Below are 24,019 nucleotides of genomic sequence, written 5' to 3'. Positions count from 1 at the left end.
CAGCATTACTGCTTGTACGACTTCAGGAAATTGCCGATTCGGCCGATCGCCTGCTCCAGGTCATCCACACGCGGCAGTGTCACCACACGGAAATGGTCCGGCCATGGCCAGTTGAACGCGGTGCCCTGAACGATCAGCAGTTTTTCCGAGAGCAGCAGATCCAGCGCGAATTTTTCGTCGTTGTGGATCGGGCAGACCTTCGGGTCGATGCGCGGGAAGGCGTACAGCGCGCCCATCGGCTTCACGCAGCTGACACCGGGAATATCGTTGAGCAGTTCCCAGGTGCGGTTGCGCTGTTCCAGCAGACGGCCCGGCGGCAGGATCAGGTCGTTGATGCTCTGATAACCGCCCAGCGCCGTCTGGATGGCATGCTGGCTCGGCACGTTGGCGCACAGGCGCATGTTCGCCAGGATGTCGATGCCTTCGATGTAGCTCTGAGCATTGTGCTTGGGGCCGGAAATCGCGATCCAGCCCGAACGGAAACCGGCGACCCGATAGGATTTGGACAAGCCGTTGAAGGTCAGGCAGAGCAGGTCCGGCGCCAGCGAGGCGGTGCAGATGTGCACGGCGTCGTCATACAGGATCTTGTCGTAGATCTCATCGGAGAACACCACCAGATTGTGCTGGCGAGCGATTTCCAGCATGCCCAGCAGCACCTCTTTCGAATACACGGCGCCGGTCGGGTTGTTCGGGTTGATGATCACCATGGCCTTGGTGTTGGGCGTGATCTTGGCCTTGATGTCGTCCAGATCGGGCCACCAGTTGGCTTGCTCGTCGCACAGGTAATGCACCGGGTTGCCGCCGGACAGGGCAACGGCCGCTGTCCACAATGGATAGTCAGGTGCCGGAACCAGCACTTCGTCGCCGTTGTTCAGCAAGGCCTGCATCGACATCACGATCAGCTCGGAGACGCCGTTGCCCAGGTAGATGTCTTCGATGCCGACACCTTCGACCTGCTTTTGCTGGTAATACTGCATCACCGCCTTGCGCGCGCTGAACAGGCCTTTGGAGTCGCTGTAGCCTTGCGCGGTCGGCAGGTTGCGGATCACGTCCTGCAGGATTTCGTCCGGCGCCTCGAAACCAAACGGCGCCGGGTTGCCGATGTTCAGCTTGAGGATGCGATGACCTTCCTCTTCCAGGCGCTTGGCGTGCTTGAGCACGGGCCCGCGAATGTCGTAGCAGACGTTGGCGAGCTTGTTCGATTTGCTGAACTGCATGGTGATTGATCCCGAAAATGGCGGTCCGCTGCAGACGAAGAAGGCGGACCGCTGAGCACAACGCCATCAAAATGGGTTTGTATGCGAGAAACGCGGGTGACAGACTGGCGTCTAACGAAGGCGCAATCATACGTGCCACCCGATCCGTGGAAAAGACGCAGATCGGGCTTTTTCAGTTGTGGAGGTGTACCCGTGGAAAAGCTGGAAAAAACCCTCGAAGAATGGAAACAGATGCTCGATCCAGAGCAATACAACGTCTGTCGTCTGAAAGGTACCGAGCGGCCTTTCAGTGGCAAGTACAACAGCACCAAGACCGACGGCGTCTACCATTGCATCTGCTGCAACGAAGCGCTGTTCGACTCCACCACCAAGTTCGATTCCGGCTGCGGCTGGCCGAGCTTTTACGCGCCGATCGAGGGCAGTGCAGTGGTGGAAGTGCGGGACGTCAGCCACGGCATGATCCGTACCGAAGTGGTTTGCGCCAAATGCGATGCGCATCTGGGGCATGTATTCCCGGACGGTCCGCCGCCGACAGGCCTGCGTTATTGCATCAACTCGGTGTGCCTGGACCTGGTGCCCCGCGAAGCCTGACCCTAAGCCCGGACTGTCGTGCCCGGAATGTATGGCCCGGTATCACCGTCGATAATTAAATAGCGCGCCAACCAATGGCGCGCTAATTTGGCCGCTGGATCCTATTCGAGGCATCGCCATGAGCGAGACGTTGCTGAACATTCCGGTGCAGACCATCAAGGGCGAGCAGAAGACGCTTGCCGATTACGCTGGCAAAGCGGTGCTGGTGGTGAACACTGCAAGCAAATGCGGTTTCACGCCTCAGTACAAAGGCCTTGAGGAGCTGTGGCAGACCTACAAGGACCGGGGGCTGGTGGTGTTGGGCTTCCCGTGCAATCAGTTCGGCAAGCAGGAGCCGGGCAACGAGGGCGCGATTTCCGAGTTCTGCGAGTTGAACTACGGCGTGAGCTTTCCGTTGTTCAAGAAGATCGACGTCAACGGCGGCGATGCCCATCCGCTGTTCGTGCAGTTGAAGAAAGAGGCGCCCGGTCTGCTGGGGTCTGAGCGCATCAAGTGGAACTTCACCAAATTCCTGATCGGAAGAGACGGCAAACTGGTCAAGCGTTACGCGCCGTTGACCAAGCCTGAAGAGCTGAAGTCCGACATCGAAGCGTTGCTGAAATAGAAGCGGTCACAAGCCTCAAGCTGCAGGTCACTGCGCGCACTTTAACCTGTAGTGTGCGGCTTGAGGGTTGGCGCCGTGATCCACTGATCCAGCAGATTCACCAGTTCTTCGCGATGAAACGGTTTGGCAAGGTAATCGTTCATCCCCGCGTTCTTGCAGTGCTCGCGCTCTTCCGGCATCGCGTTGGCGGTCAGGGCGATGATCGGCAGGTCAGGCCACTTCCCGCTCTGGCGTATCAGGCGCGTAGCCTCATAGCCATCCATCACCGGCATGTTGCAATCCATCAGCACCAGATCGAAACGGCTGCGTTCCAACTGCTGCAACGCCTCGCCCCCGTGACTGCTGACGACAACCTCGCAACCGAGCTTGCCCAGCATGCCTTTGGCCACCAACTGGTTCACCGGATTGTCTTCCACCAGCAGGATGCGCGTACGGTGCGCCGCGGGTAGACCGCTGGCGAGCCGATCGCCGGCCTGTTGTTCGTCCACGAGCAGAACACGCTTGAGCGCCTGATGCAGAACGCTGCGGGACAACGGCCGTGCCTGTTGCTGCAGTGGCGCCAGTGACACCACTTGCTGGCCAGGCATGAAGTTGCCATACGCGGTGACCAGCAGAATGGGAATCTTTGTGGCCGGACGAATACCGATCAGGCATTCGGGACAGTCGGTGATCAGCAAATCCGGTTGCACGTCCGGGTGTGGGTCGACGGCCGAGAAATGCCGGTATTCGATGCCCCAGTCCGGGAGCAGTCGACTCAACATCTCAACCAGGCCGCTGTCCGCCGGGCTGACCACCACCACTCGCCCGTTAAGCCCGGGCCAGATGGGTGCCGGGGTGTGTGCAGGGAGGGGCAGATCGGCGTAAAAGCGGCTGCCGACGCCCGCCGTGGATTCGATATTCAACTGACCGTTCATGGCGTCGCACAGGTTGTGGGTCAAGGTCAGACCCAGGCCCGTGCCGCCATACTGACGGGTGATCGCTGCTTCGGCCTGGGTGAACGGCTGGAAGATTTTCGCCTGCGCGTCCTGTGCGATGCCGATACCGGTGTCGCAGACTTCGATGCGGACCTTGTCCTCATGTTGACTCAACCGCACGTCAACGCGACCCTCGCGGGTAAATTTGAGCGCGTTCGACAGCAGGTTGCTGACGATCTGGCGAACCCGTGTCGGATCACCGAGGACCAACGCCGGGAAGCGAGGATCGATCAGGCAGGTGAGCTCGACGCTCGGCGCGGCATTCTGTGACAGCAGGTTGGCGGTGTCTTCGATCAGCGTCGCGAGGTCAAAGGGAATGCGCTCCAGCTCAAGCTGCCCTGCGTCGAATTTCGACAGGTCGAGGATGTCGTTCAGCAACTCGACCAGCACCTTGCCCGAGTCATGGGCAATCGACAGTTGTTGGCGTTGTTCAGCGCTGAGCGGTCCATCCAGCGACAACGCCAGCATGCCCAGCAGGCCGTTCAGTGGCGTGCGAATCTCATGGCTCATGTTCGCCAGAAACGCCGAGCGCGCATGGGCCATGTCAAGCGCGGTGCTGCGCGCGATCTGCAGCTCTTCGTTGGACTGGCTCAGCCGTGCGTTGCTGGACTTGAGCTCCAGCGTGCGCGCCGAAACGATGTCCTCAAGCTCGTTCAGGTGATCGGTAAGGCGATTTTCGGCGTCCAGCCGGCGGCCGAATTCAGAGGCGACATTGTCGAACTGCTGGTTGGCGACCTGCACCAGGACACCGATTTCGTCGTTTTCATGCCCGGGCGGGCAGGGCAGCGGGACCTGCCTGGCGCTGCGTGAATCCCGGTCGGCCAGGGCCCGGATCACGCCGGTCAGCGGCTTGGTCAGGGTCAGGTAAAACAGTCCCATCAGGATGGCCGCGAACAGGAGGCTGCGAACGAAGCCGTTGAGCAGCGTGATTTCCGCCCGTTGCAAAAAGTGGCTGCCGAATTCGAAGGTGTCGACATCCAGGTACAGCGTGCCGATCGCCTCATTTGGCATATGGTCCAGATGCAGCACGTCTTCGAACTGACGGTGTTTACCGAACAGGCGATCGCTGAGCATGCGGTAGGGGCTTTCCGCCGGTGGGCGCGACACGGCAGCGAGGGTCACGTCGTTGTTGTCGATCAGGCGTACACCGACCACGGCGGGCGAATGCAGCAGGCCCATGGTCAGCTCTTGCGCGAGTTCGGCGTCGATGTTGTAGGCGATGCGGGAGGCGGGGTTGTGACTGATTTGCAGCAAAGAGCGAATTTCACGATCGATGGAGGCATCTTCGCTGGCATAATCGATCGCAATCTGGACCAGGCTGAGCAGGGTTCCCAACAAGAAACCGATCAGAACCGTCAAGCGGGCCTGTTTGAACGACAATCGGTGTGTGACGGGTATATCCATATGGGCATTTGATCCAGAGGGCACTTGCACGTCATGCGTCCTTCGCGGCCAAGCATAGCTGATCGCACACTGGCTTTAACCAGTTAAATCAAGGAGACATTGTGGATTCTCGGTTGAACGCATTTCTGGAACGCGCCGAATCGGTCCTGGCGCGCCTCGAGCCTCTGTTGCCGGCCGTGCGCGAGCCGGTGGACTGGGATAAGGCACTGGCTGCGCGCTGGGTGCGTGAAGGTCGCGTCGGTTATCTGATGCCGCTTGAAGTGACCTTGGACATGCGCCTGTCCGACTTGATCGGCGTCGATCATCAGCGCGAACAGCTGGGGCGCAACACCCAGCAGTTCATCGACGGTCTGCCCGCCAACCACGCGTTGCTGTGGGGATCGCGCGGTACGGGCAAATCCTCGCTGGTGCGCGCGCTCCTTGCTGAGCACGCCAAGGCGGGTTTACGTTTGATTGAAATCGAGCGCGATCACCTGGGCGACCTGCCGAGGGTTGTCGAGCAATTGCAGAAGCTGCCGCAACGCTTCGTGCTGTTCTGCGACGACCTGTCCTTCGATTCCGGTGAAGGCGACTATCGCGTGCTCAAGAGCGTGCTCGATGGATCGCTGGAGCAGGCGCCGGACAACGTTTTGCTGTACGCCACGTCCAACCGTCGCCATCTGGTGCCGGAAAAGGAAAGCGACAATGCGCACTGGCAGCGCGGCGACGATGGCGAGATTCACCCAAGCGAAGCGGTGGAGGACAAGATTGCCCTGTCTGACCGCTTCGGTTTGTGGCTGTCCTTCTATCCCTTCACGCAGGAACACTTTCTTGACGTGGTGGAACACTGGGTCGGCGAACTGGCCGCCAAGGCCGGCCTGAAATGGCAGCGCGACCAGGCGCTCGACATCCTGGCCGTGCGTTGGGCGACCGGGCGCGGTAACCGTAACGGCCGCTGTGCGTATCAGTTCGCCCGTTATTGGGTTGGTTTGAAAATGCTGGAGCAACATCCATGATCGATTTGAATGCAGCGGGCGAGGGGCTCGACGGCTATCGCCTGTTGGCTGCGCAACTGGAATCCCTGCTGGCGGACGAGCGCGACTTCATCGCCAATGCCGCGCAGTTTTCCGCCTTCCTTTATACCCAGCTCGATGACTTGAACTGGGCCGGCTTTTACCTCAATCGTGATGAGGAACTGGTGCTGGGTCCGTTCCAGGGGCAAATTGCCTGTGTACGGATTCCATTCGGCAAGGGCGTGTGTGGTACTGCGGCGCAAAGCCGTGAGACGCAACGCGTGCTGGACGTGCACGAATTTCCGGGGCACATCGCCTGCGACAGCGCGTCGAACAGCGAGCTGGTCGTGCCGTTGGTCAAGGAAGGGCGGTTGATTGGCGTACTGGACCTGGACAGTCCGAGTCTGGCGCGTTTCAGCGAGGCGGATCAGGCGGGTATCGAGCAGTTGGCGGCGATTTTCCTCAAGGCCACTGACTGCTGAGGAGCGTTTTTGGGCTGTGGAGCGAAGGCTTCGCTCCACAGTCACAGAACCGTCAGTCGTAGATCGCCTTCTTTTTCCATTCGGCATCGGCGTCGTCGGCTTTCAGGCCTTCGGTGAGTTCGTTGTGGTCGTCTTCGGTCGGTGCAATGTTGTCCAGCACCATGGCGTTGGCTCGTGCCAGTTGCCGCTCCATCGCCTGCAAGTGGTTTTTCCACGGCGCAGGTTCTGCCTGATTCTTCAGGTATTGCACGCCCCGTTCAAACGCAAGACGCGCCTGGCCAGGCTGCTCCTGGTTCAAGGCTTGCAGCCCCAGGTTATTGAAGAACTCGATATGCAGCAGGACCAGCATGTTGCGAATCTCACGAATCCAGTGCTTGGCTTCGGCGGTCTGCAAGGCACCGTCATGGGCCGCGCGTGTGACCTGACCATGCATGGCTTCCAGAAGAAAGCGCACGTCCTTGGCTTTGGCTTCGGTCTGAATCGGACTGACCGGGTTGGTCACCTTGATGGCGTCGCCTTGGGCAACCAGTGCTTCGAGCTCGGTTTCGCGTTCCTGAATGCCTGGGTTGTTTCTTCTTTCCAGAGCAATCAGGCGCTTGACCACGTTCAGCTCCAGGCGCACCAGCAACAGCTTGAGTGCCGGGCTCATCAATTGGCCGGGGAAGGTTTCAGACAGTTCGCTGCAACGACGCAGGCGGTCGTTGAGCTCAACCAGTGTGCGGGCGCGTTCAACCTTCTTGTTTTCGGCTACGTGATTCAGATAGCCAACAGCAATCAGGAGTACGATGCCTGCTACAACCAACAGGGTGATAAAGAGTGGTGTCACCGTACTAGCCTCACGTCAGGTTATTTGCGCCGAGTGTAGTGGCTAAGCACTATCGCGGAAAGGGTAATGGTCAGCTGCTTATTAATGCAGTGACCACTGACAACTCTGTATCGGCCGTCCATTACCGAAATAGAGGGCGAAGTCATTGATTTGAATAAATTTTCATTGGGGGGTTGACGACCCCTCCAACCATCCATAGAATGCGCGCCACTTGCAGCGTAAAGCACACAGCGAAGCGCGGCAGGGAGTGAATGTTGTAGCGTGTCCCCTTCGTCTAGTGGCCTAGGACACCGCCCTTTCACGGCGGTAACAGGGGTTCGAGTCCCCTAGGGGACGCCATTGCGGGAATAGCTCAGTTGGTAGAGCACGACCTTGCCAAGGTCGGGGTCGCGAGTTCGAGTCTCGTTTCCCGCTCCAATTTTAAGCAGTTTCGCTCTTGAGCGAGGCTGAGTGAAACCAGGAAGCATCTTCGGATGGATTTCTGGAACTGAAACACAACACCATGGTGTTTCAGGCAGTGTCCCCTTCGTCTAGTGGCCTAGGACACCGCCCTTTCACGGCGGTAACAGGGGTTCGAGTCCCCTAGGGGACGCCATATTGCGGGAATAGCTCAGTTGGTAGAGCACGACCTTGCCAAGGTCGGGGTCGCGAGTTCGAGTCTCGTTTCCCGCTCCAAATTCACAAAAACGCCGCTCACCAGAGCGGCGTTTTTGTTTGTGCGCGTTTTATCTTCTGCATCAGCCCCGAGCGTGCGGGGTCGATGTGAGCCTGACAACCGCATCAGGCCCACACCATGGCATTCAGCCTTTAAGCAGCTTCAACAGCGCATCGGCGTCCAGTTTCGCGCTGATCTCGCCACCGTCCAGCAGGCTGTCCGCCAGATCGCGTTTGCGCCCGTGCAGGGCGACGATCTGTTCTTCGATGCTGTTTTCGGTCACCAATCGATAGATCGTCACTGGCCTTTGCTGGCCCATGCGATGGGCGCGGTCGCTGGCTTGATCTTCCACGGCCGGGTTCCACCAAGGGTCGAGGTGAATCACGTAATCCGCCGCCGTCAGGTTGAGACCGCTGCCACCCGCTTTGAGACTGATCAGAAAGATTTCACCCACGCCCGCCTGGAAGGCTTCGACGCGTTTCTGGCGTTCCTTGGCCGGGGTCGCGCCGTCCAGGTATTGATAGGCAATACCCTGCTCGTCGAGCCAGGCGCGCACGATGCTCAAGTGATCCACGAACTGGCTGAACACCAGCGCCTTGTGACGGTTCTCCAGCAGCTCCTCGACTATCTCCTTGAAGGCCTGCAACTTGCTGCCTGGCAGCGTCGAGCCCGGCAGGACCAGAGAAGGGTGGCAACAGAAGCGCCGCAGACGGGTGATTTCCGCCAGCACTTGCATGGATTTCACCGCCTGCGGATCGATACGCGAGAGCGTGTCGACCGCTTGCTGACGCAGAGCCTCGTACTGATGAGCTTCTTCGTCCGACAGCGGCACTTTGTAGGTGATCTCGGTGCGGGCCGGGAGTTCTTCCAGCACCTGGCTTTTCAGGCGACGCAGAATAAATGGCTGGATGAGTGCTTTGAGCGCTCGTCGTGCTGCGACATCACCCTGTTCGATGGGCGTTGCGAAGCGCCCGGCGAAACTGTCCTGGCTGCCCAGCAGGCCGGGGTTGATGAAGCGGAACAGGTTCCACAGTTCGCCGAGGTGGTTTTCCAGCGGCGTGCCGGTGGCGACCATGCGGAAATCGGCGTCCAGTGCCATGACGGTTTGAGAACGCTTGGTTTGTGCGTTCTTGATCGCTTGCGCTTCGTCCAGCACCACGCTGCTCCAATGCTGCGCGGTAAAGGCAGCGGTCTCTTGTTGCAGCAGTCCATAACTGACGACGACCAGATCGCCGGGGCCAAGGTCGTCCAGACTGCGCTGCTGCTGATACAGCCGCAGTTTCAAGCTGGGCGCGAAACGGGCGCTTTCGGCTTGCCAGTTCAGAGTGACGGAGGTCGGCGCAACGACCAGTTGCGGACCCAAACCTGCCCGTTGCAGCAGCAGGGCCAGGGTCTGCACGGTTTTGCCCAGACCCATGTCGTCGGCCAGACAGGCGCCCACGCCCCATTGTGCGAGACGCGCCAGCCATACGAAGCCATCGTGCTGGTAATCACGCAATTCGGCCTGCAGGGTGCCTGGCACTTGGGGCAGGTAGTCGCGCAAGGATTCCAGTCTGTCGAGGTGCGTTTGCCAGCTCGCATCGGCTTCGAACTCACCGGCCTCCTGAGCCAGACTGGCCAGCAGCGGGGTCGTCAGCATGCTGAGGCGCAGTCCCTGATCGTTGACCCGGTCAGCCAGGTGAGCCAGTTCGTCGAGGCGCTTGCGCAGGCTGTCATCCAAGGCCAGCCAGTCATGTTCGTTGAGTTTCAGGAACCGTCCGGGACTGGCCTTGAGCAGTTCCAGTATCTGCTTGAGCTGGAGCACGCGGCCGTCGTCCAGGGCAATGCTGCCTTGCAGGACAAACCAGTCACCCTGTTGACGAAGCCCCAGTTTGAGCTGGCTCAGGCCGGAGCGGCCCTTGATGCGCATGCGTTCGCCTTCGGGCCAGATGCAGTGCAGTTGTTCGCCGTCCAGCGCGTGCAATTCGCTGAGCAGTTGCAAGGCGTGCTGAGGTTGATCCAGTTGCCATTCCTGGCCATCGGTGTCGGCATAGGCGAGTCCCGGACACGCGTGCAGCACCTGCTGCAGGGCCTGTCGTTCAGCGTCCAGATCCCTGATGACCTGCAGTGGCTTGCCATCCCGATCGCCTAACAGATTTTCTGCGCCCTGGCCGGGGCGGAACCAACTGCCGTCCGCCAGTGGACGCACCAACAGTTGCAAACGTACGCCTTCGGCCAGAGGCAGCAAGTGGGCGTAGAGGCGGGTGTCGGCGGGTTCCTGATCGAGGTGCCCGGTGAGCTCCGGGATGTCCGAGTGAATCGGCAACAGCGGGGCGATTGCGCTGACGGCTTCAATCAGTTGCGCCTTAGCCTCGGTAGGCACGTTCAGGCCTTTGCCGACGATCTCGGCGATTTTGCGCAATTCACGGCTGATCGGATACACCAGAAGGCGGGTCGGGGTTTCTTTGTGCAGGTAGACGTCCTCTGCGCCGACAATGCCCTGGGGCTCAAGCTTCAGATGAATCTGTCCGCCACGGGACTGAAGGTTCAGTGAAGCCTGGCCTGCTTGCAGGTCAATCCGCACATCAGGCGCGTCTTGCCAGTACAGCGCGGGGTGACCGACCAACCGGGGCAAGGCCAGGCCGGCGGGCAGTTCGTAATCAACGCTGCTGTAATGGTAATGGCTGACCACAATTGCGCTGATGGCCTGGCGGTCCTGTTCGCACAGGAAATCCATGACGGCGCTGTCGTCCATCAGGCGCTTCAACGCGACGGTGCGACCCTTGCTCCACTGGCCCTTGGCATTACGCTTCTGCTCCCGTGGCTCGACCTGTACGTGATAGGTGCTGAACGTAATCATCCAGGCCAGACGGGTGGGTTTTTCTTCAACAGTGGCGGTCGCAGTCACCTTGCCGGGCCGCAGCTGACTCAGGGCATTGAGTGCGTGCTGCCAGGCTTCCTGGCGGTGGAGCAGTGACACCAGTGGCTGAAGATCGGCGCTCAGGTGAACATCGGTGAATTGCCGGGGCGATCCGAATTGCACGGCGATCAGCGCGTCGAACTCTGCTGCCAGCCAGGCATAGCCTTCCCGGTCGAGTTGATCGCGATAATCTTCCAGGGTCGTGTGCCATTGGTCCTTGCGCGCCTGGGGGGCGTCCAGCCAATACAGCGCGAGGGCCACCACCAGGCCATCCAGGCCATTCAACGTGGAAGGCAGATGCGACGACGACATGGACGACTTTTCGCCTTTTAACTGTTCCAGCAGATATTCAAAAACGTCATAGGCCGCGCCGTAATTCTCTTTCTTTCCTAAGGTGATGGCTTGCTTGAGCTGCGCATGTTGTTTCGGATCGTTCTCGGCGAACAGTGCCAGGCAATAAAACGCGTTGAGCAGGGGCGGCAGATCGATCTTGCGTTTCTTGAGGACCCTGCGCATTTCGGTGAGCCAGTTGCGCATGAGCAGCAGTGTCTCGGTCACCTGACCTCGGATCATCAAGTTGATGGTCGGGTGCACCAGCTCCAGCTCGTCCGCGCCCAGGTACTCGAGTGTCTCCCAGTCGCCGCGCCACAGTGCCTGAAGCGAAAGCTCCATGGCCAGCGACGGCGAAGGCTGGACCTCCATCTCACGCAGGGCCAGTTCGTAAGTGTGACCGGCAGGACCCAGGCGTGTGTTGAGCAGATTGAGGTGGTCTTCCAGCAACACCGCTCGCGTTGCGTCATCGAGTCGGGCGAAAACCTCCAGGCCCTCCTTGTCGCCCTGCAGCATGTGCATGGGGTGCGGAGTGGCGTTATTGGGATGGACAAAAGCGTACGTGGCCAGTCGCATCGATTCCGCCATTGTGCCCGTATCGCCGATGAGCAGGCTGAGCCAGAGGTCTTGCAATATGCGTGGTCGAGTGGGCGTCTGCCAGGCACTGAGCTGAGGCAATCCGGAGATGATCTCGCCCAGCCAGTGTTCACGGTCCGGCGCGTTCAACAGCTCCAGCAACACGCGGTTGCGGCGTGCGGGTGCGACGCTGAAGTATTGCCCCTCAGGTTGCTGGACCAGCACGACCCATTCTTCGTGCTGCAGCCACTCCAGCATCTCGGCCAGCGCAGGCGCATCCACCAGCGTGTGATGGAAGTCCTGAACGCCCATCGGCCGCAGGAGTTTGAGCAGTGACGTCTTACCCTTGCCGGGAAACGAGGTCACTAATCCAAACAAGACCCTCATGCAGTTATCGGGCAGGTGATCAGGGGTTTGGGGTTCGCTGAACAGCATTCTTGACCTCATTGGACACGCGGTCGCCCGGGAGGCGATGGCTCATCCTCAGGCAAAGCTCGCATTTTTCACGAGACGGCGGCACTTGTCGAACTTCCTCCCGGCGCGGGTCGAGCTTAAGGGGGTGCATGGGTGCACAGGCCAAGCGTGCTGTGATGACCATGTGTGCGCCTTTACAAGGGCGCGTGCTGTAAGTTACGCATATTTGCTTATAACAATAATGAATTTAGCTGATGGTTTTTCAGGTGATAGAGTTCTATTCCTTCGCGCCGTAGTCTTCGGCCGATCCCTTATCGGCGACCGCACAGGCGGACCGGACTCATCAATGAACCGGTTCCGCCGGAACCTGTGTGGAGACCGCACGTGTCGATCAAATCCCGTCTGTTACGCAATACCCTGTCGGCGTTTTTCTGCTCCTCTTTCCTGGTTTGCGCCCATGCCGCTGACCTGACCGTCGGCGATCAGAGTTACGGTGCCCGTACGGTGATGGAGGCGGCTGGCGTGCTGAACGATCTGCCTTATACCCTGGAGTGGAAACAGTTCACTGCCGGCTCGCCGGTGGCCGAGGCATTGAACGTGGGTGCCCTTGATGTGGGATTGCTGGGGGACGCTCCTGTGCTGTTCCTGGGTGCTTTGGGCGCGCCGATCAAGGTGATTGGCCTCTCTCGGCAGAAGCTGGATGGCGTGGCCATTGTCGTGGGCAAGGATTCGGCGATCACCTCGGTCGCTGACCTCAAGGGCAAGCGCGTGGCTATCTGGAAGGGTTCCTGGAGTCAGCAATTGATGCTGACTGCGCTGGACCAGGCGGGTGTGCCGCGTGACGCCGTGGAGTACCGATACCTCACCGCGCTTGATGCGTCACACGCACTCGATGGCGGCTCGGTGGACGCCATCGCGACGTGGGACCCCTACGTGATTCAGCAAGAGCGGCAGGGTGCGCGGGTGCTGCTCACGGCGAAGACGCTGATTCCGGCGCAGAGCTTCATCGTCGCCAACGATAAATCGATAAGGGACAAACGGGCGCAGATCACGGATTTCATCCAGCGGCTGCAGAAGGCGCGCGCCTGGTCGGTGGCCAACAAGCAGAATACCGATGCGTACGCGACCGCCTGGGCGGCGTTGAGCAAGGCCGATGCCGACGTGGCGCGGGGCTGGTTCGAACGCTCTGCCACGGTCGTGCAGCCCATTTCCCCTGAGGCCATTACCCAGGCGCAACAGACCATCGATTTTTTCAACAAGGAGGGGCTGACTAAATCCTATCCGGCTGCCACTGTATTCGACGACTCGTTCAGCGCGGTGCTGGGCGCTGAAGACAAGCGGGCAGCGCAGGCACAGCGTTGATGCTGCGACGTCGGTAACGGCAGTTGGGCGGCGGGTCGGTGGCAGTGTTGTGATTGCTGCGGCCCTCTGCCATGAGACTCGGGAGTGATTGGATCATGGGCTTCACGTCGTTGCATTGGGGTGCTTATCGCCCACGGGTGGTGGAGGGGCGGCTGGAGGCAATGGAGCCGGTTGCCTGGGACGCCGATCCGTCGCCCATCGGCGATTCGATTCCAGGCGCCATCGACTCACCGACGCGCATCCGCCGCCCGGCCATTCGCCGCAGTTTTCTGGAGCGCTTTGCCGATCATCCGGCACTGAGAAACCCGCACCTGCGTGGGCAGGAGGCCTTTGTCGAGGTGTCCTGGGACACGGCGCTCGATCTGGTCGCCAGTGAACTGGCCCGCGTCAAAGGCGAGCACGGCAACACCGCGATTTTCGGCGGCAGTTACGGCTGGGGCAGTGCGGGGCGTTTTCATCATGCGCAGAGCCAACTGCATCGGTTCCTCAATGGATTCGGCGGCTATGTCTCCAGTGTCGACAGCTACAGCCTCGGCGCCGGGCGCGTGTTGATGCCGCACATCGTCGGCAATATGGACTGGCTGCTGGCGGCTCACACGTCCTGGCAAAACCTGGCAGAACACTGTGAGATGTTTGTGGCGTTTGGCGGGTTGCCGCTTAAAAACGCCCAGTGCAGTCCGGGCGGCGCGAGCGATCATCTGGTGCCGGGCGCTATTGAACGGATGTCGCAGGCCGGCGTGCAGTTCGTCAATGTCAGCCCGCTGCGCGATGACCTGCAAGGTCCTGTGCATAACGAGTGGCTGGCGATACGGCCTGGCAGCGACACGGCGCTGATGATGGCGTTGTGTTGGGTGTTGGTGGAAGAGGGCCTTTGCAACGAGGATTTCCTGCGCCGCTACACCGTGGGCCACGAGCGATTCGTCGAGTACCTGCGGGGTCTGCCCGACGGCGTTGCCAAAACGCCGGCCTGGGCGGCTGCGCTGACCGACCTGCCGGCCGAGCGGATCATCCGCCTTGCCAGGGAGATGGCCAGCAAGCGGACGATGATCAACGTGGCCTATTCGCTTCAGCGCTCGGTGCATGGCGAACAGCCGTTCTGGATGACCGTCACGTTGGCGGCCATGCTGGGCCAGATCGGCCTGCCGGGCGGTGGCTTCGGCCTGGGGTATGGCTGCATGAACAACACCGGCAGCGGTCGCAAGGCGTTCTCCGGCCCACGCCTGACACAAGGCGTGAACCCGGTCAAGGCGTTCATTCCGGTGGCGCGGGTCTGCGACATGTTGCTCAACCCCGGCGCTTCTTTCGATTACAACGGTCAGCAGTTGCGCTACCCGGACATTCGGCTGGTGTATTGGGCCGGCGGCAACATCCTTCATCACCACCAGGACCTCAATCGCCTGCTGGAGGCGTGGCAGCGACCGGAAGCCATTGTGGTTCACGAGCAATACTGGACCGCCCAGGCCAAATACGCAGACATCGTGCTGCCGGCGACCACGGCGCTGGAGCGCGACGACATTGGCAGCGCTGCGTCAGACCGCTACATGATCGCCATGAAGAAGGCGATCGAGCCCATTGGCGAGTCCCGGGACGACTATTCGATTCTGGCGGATCTGGCGCGGCGTCTGGCATTTGAAGACACCTTCACCGAAGGTCGTGACGTGGCGCAGTGGCTGCAGTTTCTCTATGAAGAGTCGCGACCGCGCGCTGACGGATTTCACATTGCGTTGCCTGACTTCGAGGCGTTCTGGCGCGACGGCGTTTTCGAGATCGAGTATCCGGCGCAGGATAATGTCCTGCTCAAATCATTCCGCGACGATCCGCAGGCTCATCCATTGCCGACGCCCTCGGGCAAGATCGAAATTTTCAGCGAGCGGATTGCCGGTTTCGGGTACGCCGATTGCCCGGGGCATCCGGTCTGGCTGGACAGATCGCCGACGGCATTCCCACTGCATTTGCTGTCGAATCAGCCGAAAACGCGTCTGCACAGTCAATACGATCATGGCGCCTACAGTCAGGCATCGAAAATCCAGGGACGTGAGCCTTTGACGCTCAATCGACAGGACGCAGAGGAGCGGGGCATTGCCCATGGCGATGTGGTCAAGGTGTTCAACGCGAGAGGGGCCTTCCTGGCCGGTGTCATCGTGTCCGACAACATCCGGCCGGGCGTCGCACAGATCGCGACAGGCGCCTGGTTCGACCCACTGGTCAAAGGGCAACCGCACAGCCTCGAAAAACACGGTAATCCCAACGTGGTGACAGAGGACATGGGTTCATCTCGACTGTCCCAAGGCTGCTCGGCACAGACAGCGTCGGTCGAAGTCGAAAAGTGGCTGGGAGCGTTACCGCCAATCACCGCTTTTGTGCCGCCGGAGATGCTGGTTTAGCCGGACACCCCCGGATTGTCTCAGTCGGGCGCCTGGCGTATAGGTGGGTTGATCGCCGGATGGGACGATGCCTGGTGACCTGTGGGAGTGAGCTTGCTCACGAAGACGTCGATGCATCCGACAGATCTTCATCGGTTGATCCACCGCCTTCGTGAGCAAGCTCACTCCCACAGGGTTGAGCGTTTTCACTCAAGCCTTACTGCGCGCCGTAAATACGCATTGCCGACACGCTACAACACTACGGCTTCAGGGGTGGACGCGGTCCCTGTGGGAGACGTCGGAGGTTACGACGGCAGCGAACGCGGTGTTTCATTCACCGAGGATGCTGCTGACCCACCGCCTCCGTCGAACGCCGCCCAGACCAAGCCCACTCTCGCAGCGTGGAGCGTTTTCACTCAAGCCTTACTGCGCGCCGCGAACACGGCCTTGCCCACGCCCTGCAACACCACATCATTTTGCGGAGTGTGTACGCGTCCGCAGAGCACGTTGCGGTAATGCCGTTGCAAGGGGTTGCTGCGCGACAGGCCAGGATTGCCGGTCGCTTCAATCGCGAGCTCGACGGCACGAATGGCATTGGACGTGACCAGGTATTTGATCTGCGCCGCATGGCTGGCGGGCGTGAGGCCGTGGGTGGCGGACTCGATCAGTGTGCGGTTGGCGAACAACAGCGTGTCGATGTGCCCGACCGCTTCCTGAAAACGCGGCAAGGTCGACAGCGAGGCGCCGAGATTCGACGGTGTGCGTGTCTCAAGGAACTGCACCAGCCAGTCGCGGGCGGAGTGCGCAATGCCGTCATAGACCGACGACAGCAGCACTGACATCCACAGCAGGCCCGACGCGTCCAGCTCTGGCTGTGCCGCGCTCGAGGGGCCGACGTTGACCGCGTGATCCAGCGGCACCAGCACCTCGTCGAACACGACCTCGTGACTGCACGTTGCACGCATGCCCAGATGGTCCCAGTCCTCGACAATGCGCACGCCGGGACTGTCTTTGCGCACCAGCCACACGCCCACGAGCGGATCGTCATCGTCGCTGCGGGCCCAGACGTTGAACCAGGTGAGGCCATGGCTGCCAGTCGAATAAATCTTCCGCCCGTTGATCCGCCACCCTTCGGCGGTGCGGCGAGCCGTTGTGGCAGGCAGCCCGCCACGAGAAGGCGAGCCTAGGTCGGGTTCGACACGCAGTGCGTTGAGCAGGGCGCCGTGGTTTACCGCATCCAGCCCCACTTGCCGACGCAGGTGTTCGGGCCAGTTCGGCGTCAGGGCCAGGCGCGCGTGCTGCAGGTATTGCATCACCAGGATCAGCGCAGTGGACGGCTCGCCACGGGCCACGGCGCTGATGACCTGCTGTGCCTGAGCAAGGTCCGCTTCGCCGCCGCCCAGCGCCCGAGGAACGGTCATGCCGAGCAGGCCGTGTTCATGCAGCAGACGGAAATTATCGTGTGGGAATTCGCCGCTGTCGTCATAGCGCTGGGCGGTCTGGGCGAGGCGCTCCGTGATGCCCTGCAAACGCGCGAGGAAGGCTTCACTGGGCTCATTGACGCTCGCGCGGGCGGGCTCGATAACGGCGAATTCGGCCGGTTGTCGATTCAGTCCTGCATTCATGTCGGGACCTTCACAGCGAAAACGCTGACTGGGGGTTGAAACGCTGGGCTCATCCGATGGCTCTCCTGAATCGCTCGCTTAGCGCACCGCTTGTGGGTTGGTCTGCTCGGCGGCTTGCTCAGCGGCCAGGCGAATGGCATTGAAACCCGGATCGAAGCCATGGGACACGTCGACATGCTTGTTCAGGATGCCCTCGCGCTCATAGATATCAGCGGTGTTCTGCAGGCCCTTGATGACGCTGTCATCAATGCTTACGCGTTCCATTTTGGTGTCCTGGTTGACCGCCAGATGCACCTCGAGTGGCAAACCGGTGACCTTGGTTTGTGCGGCGGCGTACTCCTTCGGATGGGCGTTGACCCAGCGATAGGCGCGATCGAGTCGCACGACAAAATCATCCAGCTGCACGCGTTTTTCGGCGATGGCCTTGCTGGTGGCAGCGACGTAGGAGTGATTGGTCAACAGGTCCGGCCCGTTGGGCAGAATCCGCGCACCACTTTGCGTCGCGACCGTGGTATAGGGCGCCCAGGTCGCCCAGGCGTCGGCATCCCCGTTGTCGAGGATGAGCCGCGACTCGCTCGGCAGGAGATACACGAAGCTGACATCGCTGGTCTTCAGACCCGCTTCATTGAGCGCCCGAATCGCCAGGTAATGGCCAATGGAACCGCGCCCGGTGACGATGCGTTTGCCCTTGAGGTCGGCCACGGACTTGATCGGCGAATCGTTGCGCACGATCAACGCGGTGGTGTAGCGACCGTTGACGTGGGTGATGCTGATGACCTTCAACGACGCGCCGGCCCCCAGCGCGAACACGTAAGGCGCGTCACCTAACGCACCGACGTCTACGGCGCCGGCATTGAGCGCTTCGCCGAGGGGAGATGCGGAAGGGAATTCGGAAAACTTGATCTCGTAAGGCACGTCTTTCAATTCGCCGGAGACCTCCAGCAATGTTTTCAGTGCCGATTTCTGATTGGCGACGAGCAAAGGCTGCAGCGCTTCGGCCGCGTGGGTATTGTGGCTAAGGGAAAGCGCCAGCAGTGTGCCGAGCAGCAGTGATTTGGCGCGTAGCCGTGGGGTGATTGAGGCTGACATGACACGAGGCTCCATGCGTTTAACGAGGGGGACTGTCCGGCGCAGGGTCCTGCGCCGGACGTCATTCCTTCAGATTCTTTAGCGTTCTGATGAGTGTTTCTGTCGACGGCGCGCTGCTCAGATCACATGAAACCCATGTGTCCCGTCGCGTCCCAGTTGCTCGACCAGACCAAACTCCCAGTCCAGGTAAGCCTGCATGGCTTCGCGGGGCGCCTCGGTGCCTTCATACGGACGTCGGTAGCGGTCGATGCGCGGGGAGGCGAGGTGGGTTTCGCCGCTTTCCTGTTCAAAACCGGCCGCGATCCAGCTGGCGGTGCCGTCGCGGAGCAGAAACACCGGTTTACCGGTAAGGGCCTCGACTTCAGGCACGGCCAGCCGCGCCAGTTTGCTGCTGCCGCAGGTCAGGACGTAGCGGTCAGCGGCAGGGATTTTTCGCAGCGCGTTGGACAGGTCGGCGCGCAGCGTCCACCAGGCGCCTGGAATGTGCTGCTTCACGTAGTTGGCGCTGGCGGTGAAATCGAGCACGGCGACACCGCCATGCTGCTGCCATTGGCGCAATGTATCGGCGCTGATTTCCTCGACCTGCCAGGGCGTCGGGATCGGGGCGTTCCAGGCGCCGGTTTCGCTGAAGTCCCGAGACGCGAGGTCGTCGAGCACGAACACTTCCCAACCCAGTTGCGCCAGCCACGAGGCGGACATGTTGGCACGTACGCCGTCGTCATCGACCAAGGCGATTCGCGCCCCGCGTACGCTGGCGTAGTGATCGGTTTCTTGCACCAGTTGCCCGCCCGGCGTCGAGCGCGCGCCTGGCAAATGACCGGCCTCGAATTCCTCCGGCGTGCGCACATCGAACAGGTACGTTGTGCGCGTCAGCTCAGACTGCCAGGTGTGCAGGTCACGTCGGGTGGCGCGTTTCACTCCCGCTGCGTCGGCCACCGTGCGGGCGTCGGCCCGGGCGACTTCAAGGGTTGTGTCGCTCACCGCGGGGAAGCGTCTTGCCTGGCCATGATCCAGCGTCTGCCCTGCCAGCAGCCAGCCAATGGTGCCGTTGCGCAGGGCAGAAACCGGATTGGGCAGACCGGCGTTCACCAGCGACTGAGTGCCGATGATGCTGCGGGTTCGCCCGGCGCAATTGACGATGATCCGGGTCTTGGGATCGGGCGCCAGTTCGCGGGCGCGCAGCACCAGTTCAGCGCCGGGCACGCTGACGCCGGTCGGAATGCTCATGGTCTGGTATTCGTCGAAACGGCGGGCATCGAGCACCACCACATCGGCTTTGCTGTCGAGCAGTTGCTTCACGTCTTCGGCGGCGAGGGACGGTGTGTGGCGATGATGTTCGACCAGTTCACCGAACGCTTTGCTTGGCACATTGACGTCGATAAACAGCTCGCCGCCCGCATCGCGCCAGCCCTGCAGGCCGCCTTCGAGCACCTTCACATCGCTATAGCCCAACTCGATAAGGCGGGAGAGGGCGGGTTGCACCAGGCCTTCACCGTTATCGTAGAGGGTGATCGCGGTGTCGCGACGCGGGATGCGCGACAGCACCTCCAGCTCCAGTTTCGACAACGGGATGTTGGCGGCGAACAGCGGATGACCTTCGGCGAAAGACGCCTCTTCGCGCACATCCACCAGCGCGACTTCTTCATGGGCGAGCAGGGCAGCGCGAATATCGGCAAATGATCGTGTGTTGGTGGTCATTGGGCTAGGTTCTCTTTGGACAGGTCCCAGATGTTCGGGAGGTGGGCATTCGAATAGCCGGAGATGAACAGTTTTTCGCTGCCGTCAGTCTGGTAGACGGCACGCTTCACAGCGCCGATGTTGGCGCCGTAGACATGGATGCTGATGGAGACCTGATCCGCGAACGCGTTGCTGACCTGATGAATATCGTTGCGGTGCGGCGACAGCGCTTCGACGTGACCCGGTTCAAGCCTTATCGCCGCGCCTTCCTTTTCCAGACGCCCATCCGCGCCGCGGGCGAAACCCTGTGAGAACTCGGCGCCGCGCAACATGCCGATCAGCCCCCAGACCCGATGATCGTGGATGGGTGTGCTCTGACCAGGTCCCCAGACAAAGCTGACGACCGAAAACCGCTGACGGGAGTCGGCGTGCAGCAGAAATTGTTGGTAGCGGGTCGGGTCGGGAACCGCGAACTCATCGGGGAGCCAGTCGTCGTGGCGCACCAGTTGTCCCAGCAACTTGCCGCCGCGGTGCAGCAGGTCACCTTCGCCGGGGTGGCTGTCGATCAGTTCCGCCAATGCGCCAATGAAAGCCCTTAGGCGTTCGGGGTGTCGGGGTTGAGTCATGTCAGCTCCGCTGCAAATTCCAAGACTCAATATAAGCATAATGCTGGCGATTAATATGCTATTTATTGATGATTAGGTTATAACGAAAAGGTATTTGATAACCCTTCGGCTGGTACTTGGGGTATCCAGTCGGGGCGATTGGAATTATGCTTTTTGCCTATCTTGTTCCTTATTTTCCATGTGCGAACCGAATGAAAATTGATGATATCGATGCTTTCGTGGCGGTGATTCGCTGTCAGTCGATCAGCCACGCTGCGGCGTCGCTGGACCTGACACAGCCGGCCATCACCCGTCGGGTGCAGAATTTCGAGCAGGCGTTGGGCATCGAAGTGTTCGATCGCAACACCAAGCCGCTCAAGCCCACGCCGATGGGGCTGCAGGTGTATCAGAAGTGCCTGTCGATCCTGCGTGAAATGGACTCGCTGCGAGAGCTGGTCGCCAGCGATACGCCGCCCAGCGGGCTGTTGCGCCTGGGCGTGCCACAGACCATCGGCGATGTCGTGTTGCTCGACGCGCTCAAGCACCTGCGCGGACAGTTCCCGGATCTGCGCGCTCAGGTGGTCACAGGGTGGGGCAGTCATTTGATCGGCAAGATCGAGAACGGTGAGCTCGATGCGGCGGCTGCGTTGTTTCCGGCGGGAAAAATTTTCCCGGAAGGCATCATCGGTGAGTCCATCGGCAAGATGGAGCTGGTGGTCGTCTGCACCAAAGACCGTTTGCCGAAAAAGCCGGTCAAGCTGGCCGACTGCTACGAGCAAGGCTTTGTCCTCAATCCGGACGGGTGCGGATTCCGCGCAGGCCTTCAGCGCACGCTGGCAGATCAAGGGCTGAGCCTGAAGGTCAACCTGGAAACATTTGGCACCGAGCTGCAATTGGGCCTGGTCGCTGACGGCATGGGGTTGGGTCTGGTGCCTCGCCCGCTGCTGGAGCGCAGCGCACACCGTGATCTGCTTGCGGTCATGCCACTCAAGGATTTCAGGCCCGTCATGGACCTGTGGCTTATTTATCCACGCTTTCTCGGCAACCTGCAGGCGCCGGTCGCCTCGTTTGGTCAGTTAGTCGCGGATGCGCTGAAGCAATCCCGGGCAGCGGCATGAGACGGGCGCACAAATAATAAAAAAATTTGATAATTAGCTTAGAAGAAAATGTGATTTTTAAACATTTTCGGGCCCGCATAGGCTCCCTCGACGCGTCTACTCAAGACCTACAGGGAGTCATGCATGAGCAATGTCAGTTCGTTACCCGTTCCATCCGGTGTCGACAACGTACGCGATCGGGTCAGCCCCGAAGAGTGGGACGTGCGGGTCAAGCTTGCGGCGGCTTACCGCATTGCCGCGCTCAAGCGTTGGACGGATCACATCTACACGCACTTTTCAGCCCGCGTCCCGGGGCCGGACGAGCATTTCCTGATCAACGCCTTTGGTTTGTTGTTCGACGAAATCACGGCCTCCAATCTGGTGAAGGTCGACATCGACGGCACCATTGTCGATGACCCCACCGGGCTTGGCATCAACCACGCCGGTTACGTCATCCACAGCGCCATTCATGCGGCGCGGCCCGATCTGCTGGCCGTGTTGCATACCCATACGCGCGATGGCATCGCGGTGTCGGCGCAGAAGAACGGGTTGCTGTTGATCTCCCAGCATTCGCTGAGCTTCTCCGGGCGTGTGGCTTACCACGGTTATGAAGGCATCGCTCAGGATCTGGGAGAGCGTGAGCGCCTGGTTGCCGATCTGGGCGACAAGAGCGTGATGATCCTGCGCAATCACGGCTTGCTCACGGCGGGCGTCAGTGTCGAACACGCCTTTCAGCAACTGCACAATCTGGAATACGCCTGCAACATCCAGATCGCGGCCCAAGCGGCAGGCCACGCCGAATTGATCTTCCCGCCCGAAGACGTGGTGAAGAAAGTCGAGGAGCAGGCCAAGGTGTTCAAGAGCGGCACGGGGCCGGGCGTGATACGGCACTGGAATGCGCTGATCCGCGAGCTGGATCGGCAGGGGACGGGTTACAGGGAATAGCGCTTAGCCATTCTGCCAACGCGGCATCAGTGGGAGTGAGCTTGCTCACTCCCACATGGGGATGGGGTCTGCGCTGGACGGTTTACGCCACCTTTTCGTTCTTCTCTTGCTCACGTTTGGCAACGAGTTCGCGGGTCAGCGGGATCAGTCTCTTGCCGTAGTCAATGGCATCTTCCAGCGGGTCAAAGCCACGGATCAGGAAGGTGGTGATCCCCAGGTCGTAGTAATCGAGCAGGGCTTCAGCCACCTGTTCCGGCGTGCCCACCAGCGACGTCGAATTGCCTTTCGCGCCCAGCAGGCCCGCAATGCCGGTCCACAGACGTTTGTCCAGGCGCGAGCCCTTGGCGGCGGCTTCCAGCAAACGTTTCGATCCTTCATTGGGCGGCTCGCGACGCTCAAAACCCGAGGCCTGTGCCAATGACTTCGCGCGTTCCAGAATACTGTCGGCGCGGGCCCAGGCCTTTTCTTCGGTCTCGGCCAGAATGGGTCGCAGCGACAGGCTGAAACGGACGGTACGCCCGTGCTTCGCCGCCTCGGCGCGAACCTGTTTGACGATGTCCCTGACCTGTTCGTAGGTCTCGCCCCACAAGGCATACACATCGGCGTGTTTCCCCGCGACCTCAAGGGCTGCCTGCGAGGCGCCCCCGAAATACAGTGGAATGTGTGGCTTCTGTGGCGACTTCACCTGCGAATGAGCGCCCTCGAACTGGTAATAGGTGCCGTGATGATCGAAGGGTTTTTCCGCCGTCCACTCCTGGCGCACAACGCTCAGGTATTCATCGGTACGCGCATAACGCTCGTCCTTGCCGATAAAGCTGCCGTCCGCCCGCAGCTCCTGGTCATCGCCACCGGTAATGATGTGCACGGCTGTGCGGCCACCGTTGAAGACGTCCAGGGTCGCCAATTGCCGCGCGGCGACCGTAGGGGAAATGAAGCCGGGGCGGTGAGCAATCAGGAATTTCAGTTTCGTCGTCACGCTGGCGGCGTAAGCGGCCACGAACGCGCTGTCCGGGCTGTCCGAGTGGTAAGCCACCAGCGCGCGGTCGAAGCCTGCTTCTTCATGGGCGCGTGCGACCTGTTCAACGTATTGCGGCTGAACCGGCTGACCGCTGCGCGGGTGAATTTCCGAGAAAGGTTGCGTGGCGATGTAGCCGATGAATTCAACGCTCATGGGCAATTCCTTATGTTGACAGTCGTCTGGATCAATCGAGGGCGCGCGGAGCATTTGCGCGTGTCGAGTCAGCAACATAAGGGCATGAGGCAGCGCTGTGAAATTCGATTTGGCGCTAAGC

The 24,019-nt window shown here is 60.6% G+C and carries 17 protein-coding genes and 4 tRNA genes; 12 read left to right on the top strand and 9 right to left on the bottom strand.

What is annotated here, in order from left to right; genetic code table 11:
• Positions 1 to 5: 5 nt before the first annotated feature.
• Positions 6 to 1,217 (bottom strand): pyridoxal phosphate-dependent aminotransferase, encoded by a 1,212-nt coding sequence (locus tag ABDX87_RS05935; protein WP_074757687.1) that lies wholly within the window; start codon positions 1,215 to 1,217, stop codon positions 6 to 8.
• Positions 1,218 to 1,409: 192 nt separating this feature from the next.
• Here ABDX87_RS05935 and msrB point away from each other — a divergent pair, with 192 nt between their 5' ends.
• Positions 1,410 to 1,808 (top strand): peptide-methionine (R)-S-oxide reductase MsrB, encoded by a 399-nt coding sequence (msrB, locus tag ABDX87_RS05930; RefSeq protein ID WP_346832033.1) that lies wholly within the window; start codon positions 1,410 to 1,412, stop codon positions 1,806 to 1,808.
• Between the two features lie 118 nt (positions 1,809 to 1,926).
• Positions 1,927 to 2,412, top strand: coding sequence for a glutathione peroxidase (locus ABDX87_RS05925; protein ID WP_346832032.1), 486 nt, complete (start codon positions 1,927 to 1,929; stop codon positions 2,410 to 2,412).
• 41 nt (positions 2,413 to 2,453) lie between these two features.
• Here ABDX87_RS05925 and ABDX87_RS05920 read toward each other — a convergent pair whose 3' ends face one another.
• Positions 2,454 to 4,790 (bottom strand): hybrid sensor histidine kinase/response regulator, encoded by a 2,337-nt coding sequence (locus ABDX87_RS05920; RefSeq protein WP_346832031.1) that lies wholly within the window; start codon positions 4,788 to 4,790, stop codon positions 2,454 to 2,456.
• A 101-nt stretch (positions 4,791 to 4,891) separates the two neighbouring features.
• Between ABDX87_RS05920 and ABDX87_RS05915 the strand changes: the two genes are divergently transcribed.
• Positions 4,892 to 5,785 (top strand): ATP-binding protein, encoded by an 894-nt coding sequence (locus ABDX87_RS05915; RefSeq protein WP_346832030.1) that lies wholly within the window; start codon positions 4,892 to 4,894, stop codon positions 5,783 to 5,785.
• Complete coding sequence (locus ABDX87_RS05910; protein WP_346832029.1) at positions 5,782 to 6,264, top strand: GAF domain-containing protein; 483 nt, start codon at positions 5,782 to 5,784, stop codon at positions 6,262 to 6,264. Before ABDX87_RS05915 ends, ABDX87_RS05910 begins: the two co-directional genes overlap by 4 nt.
• Before the next feature lie 52 nt (positions 6,265 to 6,316).
• On the opposite strand, the gene ABDX87_RS05905 is transcribed toward ABDX87_RS05910, so the two are convergent.
• A complete protein-coding gene (locus tag ABDX87_RS05905; protein WP_346832028.1) occupies positions 6,317 to 7,090 on the bottom strand; it encodes a hypothetical protein in 774 nt (257 codons plus the stop codon).
• A gap of 263 nt (positions 7,091 to 7,353) precedes the next feature.
• Between ABDX87_RS05905 and ABDX87_RS05900 the strand changes: the two genes are divergently transcribed.
• The 4 genes from ABDX87_RS05900 (at position 7,354) to ABDX87_RS05885 (ending at position 7,765) form a co-directional block, all read left to right on the top strand.
• Positions 7,354 to 7,429: transfer RNA gene (locus tag ABDX87_RS05900), tRNA-Glu, on the top strand.
• Between the two features lie 2 nt (positions 7,430 to 7,431).
• Positions 7,432 to 7,507 (top strand) — tRNA-Gly (locus tag ABDX87_RS05895).
• A 102-nt stretch (positions 7,508 to 7,609) separates the two neighbouring features.
• Positions 7,610 to 7,685, top strand: a tRNA-Glu gene (locus tag ABDX87_RS05890).
• A gap of 4 nt (positions 7,686 to 7,689) precedes the next feature.
• A tRNA-Gly gene (locus ABDX87_RS05885) sits at positions 7,690 to 7,765 on the top strand.
• 125 nt (positions 7,766 to 7,890) lie between these two features.
• On the opposite strand, the gene ABDX87_RS05880 is transcribed toward ABDX87_RS05885, so the two are convergent.
• Positions 7,891 to 11,985 (bottom strand): DEAD/DEAH box helicase, encoded by a 4,095-nt coding sequence (locus ABDX87_RS05880; protein WP_346832027.1) that lies wholly within the window; start codon positions 11,983 to 11,985, stop codon positions 7,891 to 7,893.
• A gap of 381 nt (positions 11,986 to 12,366) precedes the next feature.
• Between ABDX87_RS05880 and ABDX87_RS05875 the strand changes: the two genes are divergently transcribed.
• Both ABDX87_RS05875 and ABDX87_RS05870 read left to right on the top strand, forming a co-directional pair.
• Complete coding sequence (locus ABDX87_RS05875) at positions 12,367 to 13,326, top strand: ABC transporter substrate-binding protein (RefSeq protein WP_431061312.1); 960 nt, start codon at positions 12,367 to 12,369, stop codon at positions 13,324 to 13,326.
• Positions 13,327 to 13,421: 95 nt separating this feature from the next.
• Positions 13,422 to 15,710, top strand: a complete 2,289-nt coding sequence (locus tag ABDX87_RS05870) for a molybdopterin guanine dinucleotide-containing S/N-oxide reductase (RefSeq protein WP_346832026.1) — start codon at positions 13,422 to 13,424, stop codon at positions 15,708 to 15,710.
• A 395-nt stretch (positions 15,711 to 16,105) separates the two neighbouring features.
• Here ABDX87_RS05870 and ABDX87_RS05865 read toward each other — a convergent pair whose 3' ends face one another.
• The 4 genes from ABDX87_RS05865 to ABDX87_RS05850 all read right to left on the bottom strand — a co-directional run bounded on the left by ABDX87_RS05865 (position 16,106) and on the right by ABDX87_RS05850 (position 20,706).
• Positions 16,106 to 17,314 carry an acyl-CoA dehydrogenase family protein gene (locus ABDX87_RS05865; RefSeq protein WP_346832025.1) on the bottom strand — a complete coding sequence of 403 codons (1,209 nt, stop codon included), beginning with the start codon at positions 17,312 to 17,314 and terminating at the stop codon, positions 16,106 to 16,108.
• 78 nt (positions 17,315 to 17,392) lie between these two features.
• Complete coding sequence (locus ABDX87_RS05860; RefSeq protein ID WP_346832024.1) at positions 17,393 to 18,403, bottom strand: ABC transporter substrate-binding protein; 1,011 nt, start codon at positions 18,401 to 18,403, stop codon at positions 17,393 to 17,395.
• Between the two features lie 117 nt (positions 18,404 to 18,520).
• Positions 18,521 to 20,101, bottom strand: coding sequence for a rhodanese-related sulfurtransferase (locus ABDX87_RS05855; protein ID WP_346832023.1), 1,581 nt, complete (start codon positions 20,099 to 20,101; stop codon positions 18,521 to 18,523).
• Positions 20,098 to 20,706, bottom strand: coding sequence for a cysteine dioxygenase (locus ABDX87_RS05850; RefSeq protein ID WP_346832022.1), 609 nt, complete (start codon positions 20,704 to 20,706; stop codon positions 20,098 to 20,100). Before ABDX87_RS05850 ends, ABDX87_RS05855 begins: the two co-directional genes overlap by 4 nt.
• Before the next feature lie 191 nt (positions 20,707 to 20,897).
• Between ABDX87_RS05850 and ABDX87_RS05845 the strand changes: the two genes are divergently transcribed.
• Complete coding sequence (locus ABDX87_RS05845; protein ID WP_346832021.1) at positions 20,898 to 21,803, top strand: LysR family transcriptional regulator; 906 nt, start codon at positions 20,898 to 20,900, stop codon at positions 21,801 to 21,803.
• 123 nt (positions 21,804 to 21,926) lie between these two features.
• Positions 21,927 to 22,727 carry a class II aldolase/adducin family protein gene (locus tag ABDX87_RS05840; RefSeq protein WP_346832020.1) on the top strand — a complete coding sequence of 267 codons (801 nt, stop codon included), beginning with the start codon at positions 21,927 to 21,929 and terminating at the stop codon, positions 22,725 to 22,727.
• 82 nt (positions 22,728 to 22,809) lie between these two features.
• Here the strand turns inward: ABDX87_RS05840 and ABDX87_RS05835 are convergent, their stop codons facing one another.
• A complete protein-coding gene (locus ABDX87_RS05835) occupies positions 22,810 to 23,898 on the bottom strand; it encodes an LLM class flavin-dependent oxidoreductase (protein ID WP_346832019.1) in 1,089 nt (362 codons plus the stop codon).
• Positions 23,899 to 24,019 lie beyond the last annotated feature (121 nt).

Origin of the sequence: Pseudomonas abietaniphila (genome assembly GCF_039697315.1) — a bacterium.
In the GTDB taxonomy this organism is placed as follows: domain Bacteria; phylum Pseudomonadota; class Gammaproteobacteria; order Pseudomonadales; family Pseudomonadaceae; genus Aquipseudomonas; species Aquipseudomonas abietaniphila_B.
The sequence above is the reverse complement of the archived record's forward strand: the minus strand, read 5'-3'. Positions and strand labels throughout refer to the sequence as shown.

Bases quoted from the DNA above. Each gene is read 5' to 3' on its own strand.
- ABDX87_RS05935 (WP_074757687.1), bottom strand. From the start codon at position 1,217: ATGCAGTTCAGCAAATCGAACAAGCTCGCCAACGTCTGCTACGACATT.
- ABDX87_RS05925 (WP_346832032.1), top strand. From the start codon at position 1,927: ATGAGCGAGACGTTGCTGAACATTCCGGTGCAGACCATCAAGGGCGAG.
- ABDX87_RS05920 (WP_346832031.1), bottom strand. From the start codon at position 4,790: ATGGATATACCCGTCACACACCGATTGTCGTTCAAACAGGCCCGCTTG.
- ABDX87_RS05910 (WP_346832029.1), top strand. From the start codon at position 5,782: ATGATCGATTTGAATGCAGCGGGCGAGGGGCTCGACGGCTATCGCCTG.
- ABDX87_RS05880 (WP_346832027.1), bottom strand. From the start codon at position 11,985: ATGCTGTTCAGCGAACCCCAAACCCCTGATCACCTGCCCGATAACTGC.
- ABDX87_RS05870 (WP_346832026.1), top strand. From the start codon at position 13,422: ATGGGCTTCACGTCGTTGCATTGGGGTGCTTATCGCCCACGGGTGGTG.
- ABDX87_RS05865 (WP_346832025.1), bottom strand. From the start codon at position 17,314: ATGAATGCAGGACTGAATCGACAACCGGCCGAATTCGCCGTTATCGAG.
- ABDX87_RS05860 (WP_346832024.1), bottom strand. From the start codon at position 18,403: ATGTCAGCCTCAATCACCCCACGGCTACGCGCCAAATCACTGCTGCTC.
- ABDX87_RS05855 (WP_346832023.1), bottom strand. From the start codon at position 20,101: ATGACCACCAACACACGATCATTTGCCGATATTCGCGCTGCCCTGCTC.
- ABDX87_RS05850 (WP_346832022.1), bottom strand. From the start codon at position 20,706: ATGACTCAACCCCGACACCCCGAACGCCTAAGGGCTTTCATTGGCGCA.
- ABDX87_RS05845 (WP_346832021.1), top strand. From the start codon at position 20,898: ATGAAAATTGATGATATCGATGCTTTCGTGGCGGTGATTCGCTGTCAG.
- ABDX87_RS05840 (WP_346832020.1), top strand. From the start codon at position 21,927: ATGAGCAATGTCAGTTCGTTACCCGTTCCATCCGGTGTCGACAACGTA.
- ABDX87_RS05835 (WP_346832019.1), bottom strand. From the start codon at position 23,898: ATGAGCGTTGAATTCATCGGCTACATCGCCACGCAACCTTTCTCGGAA.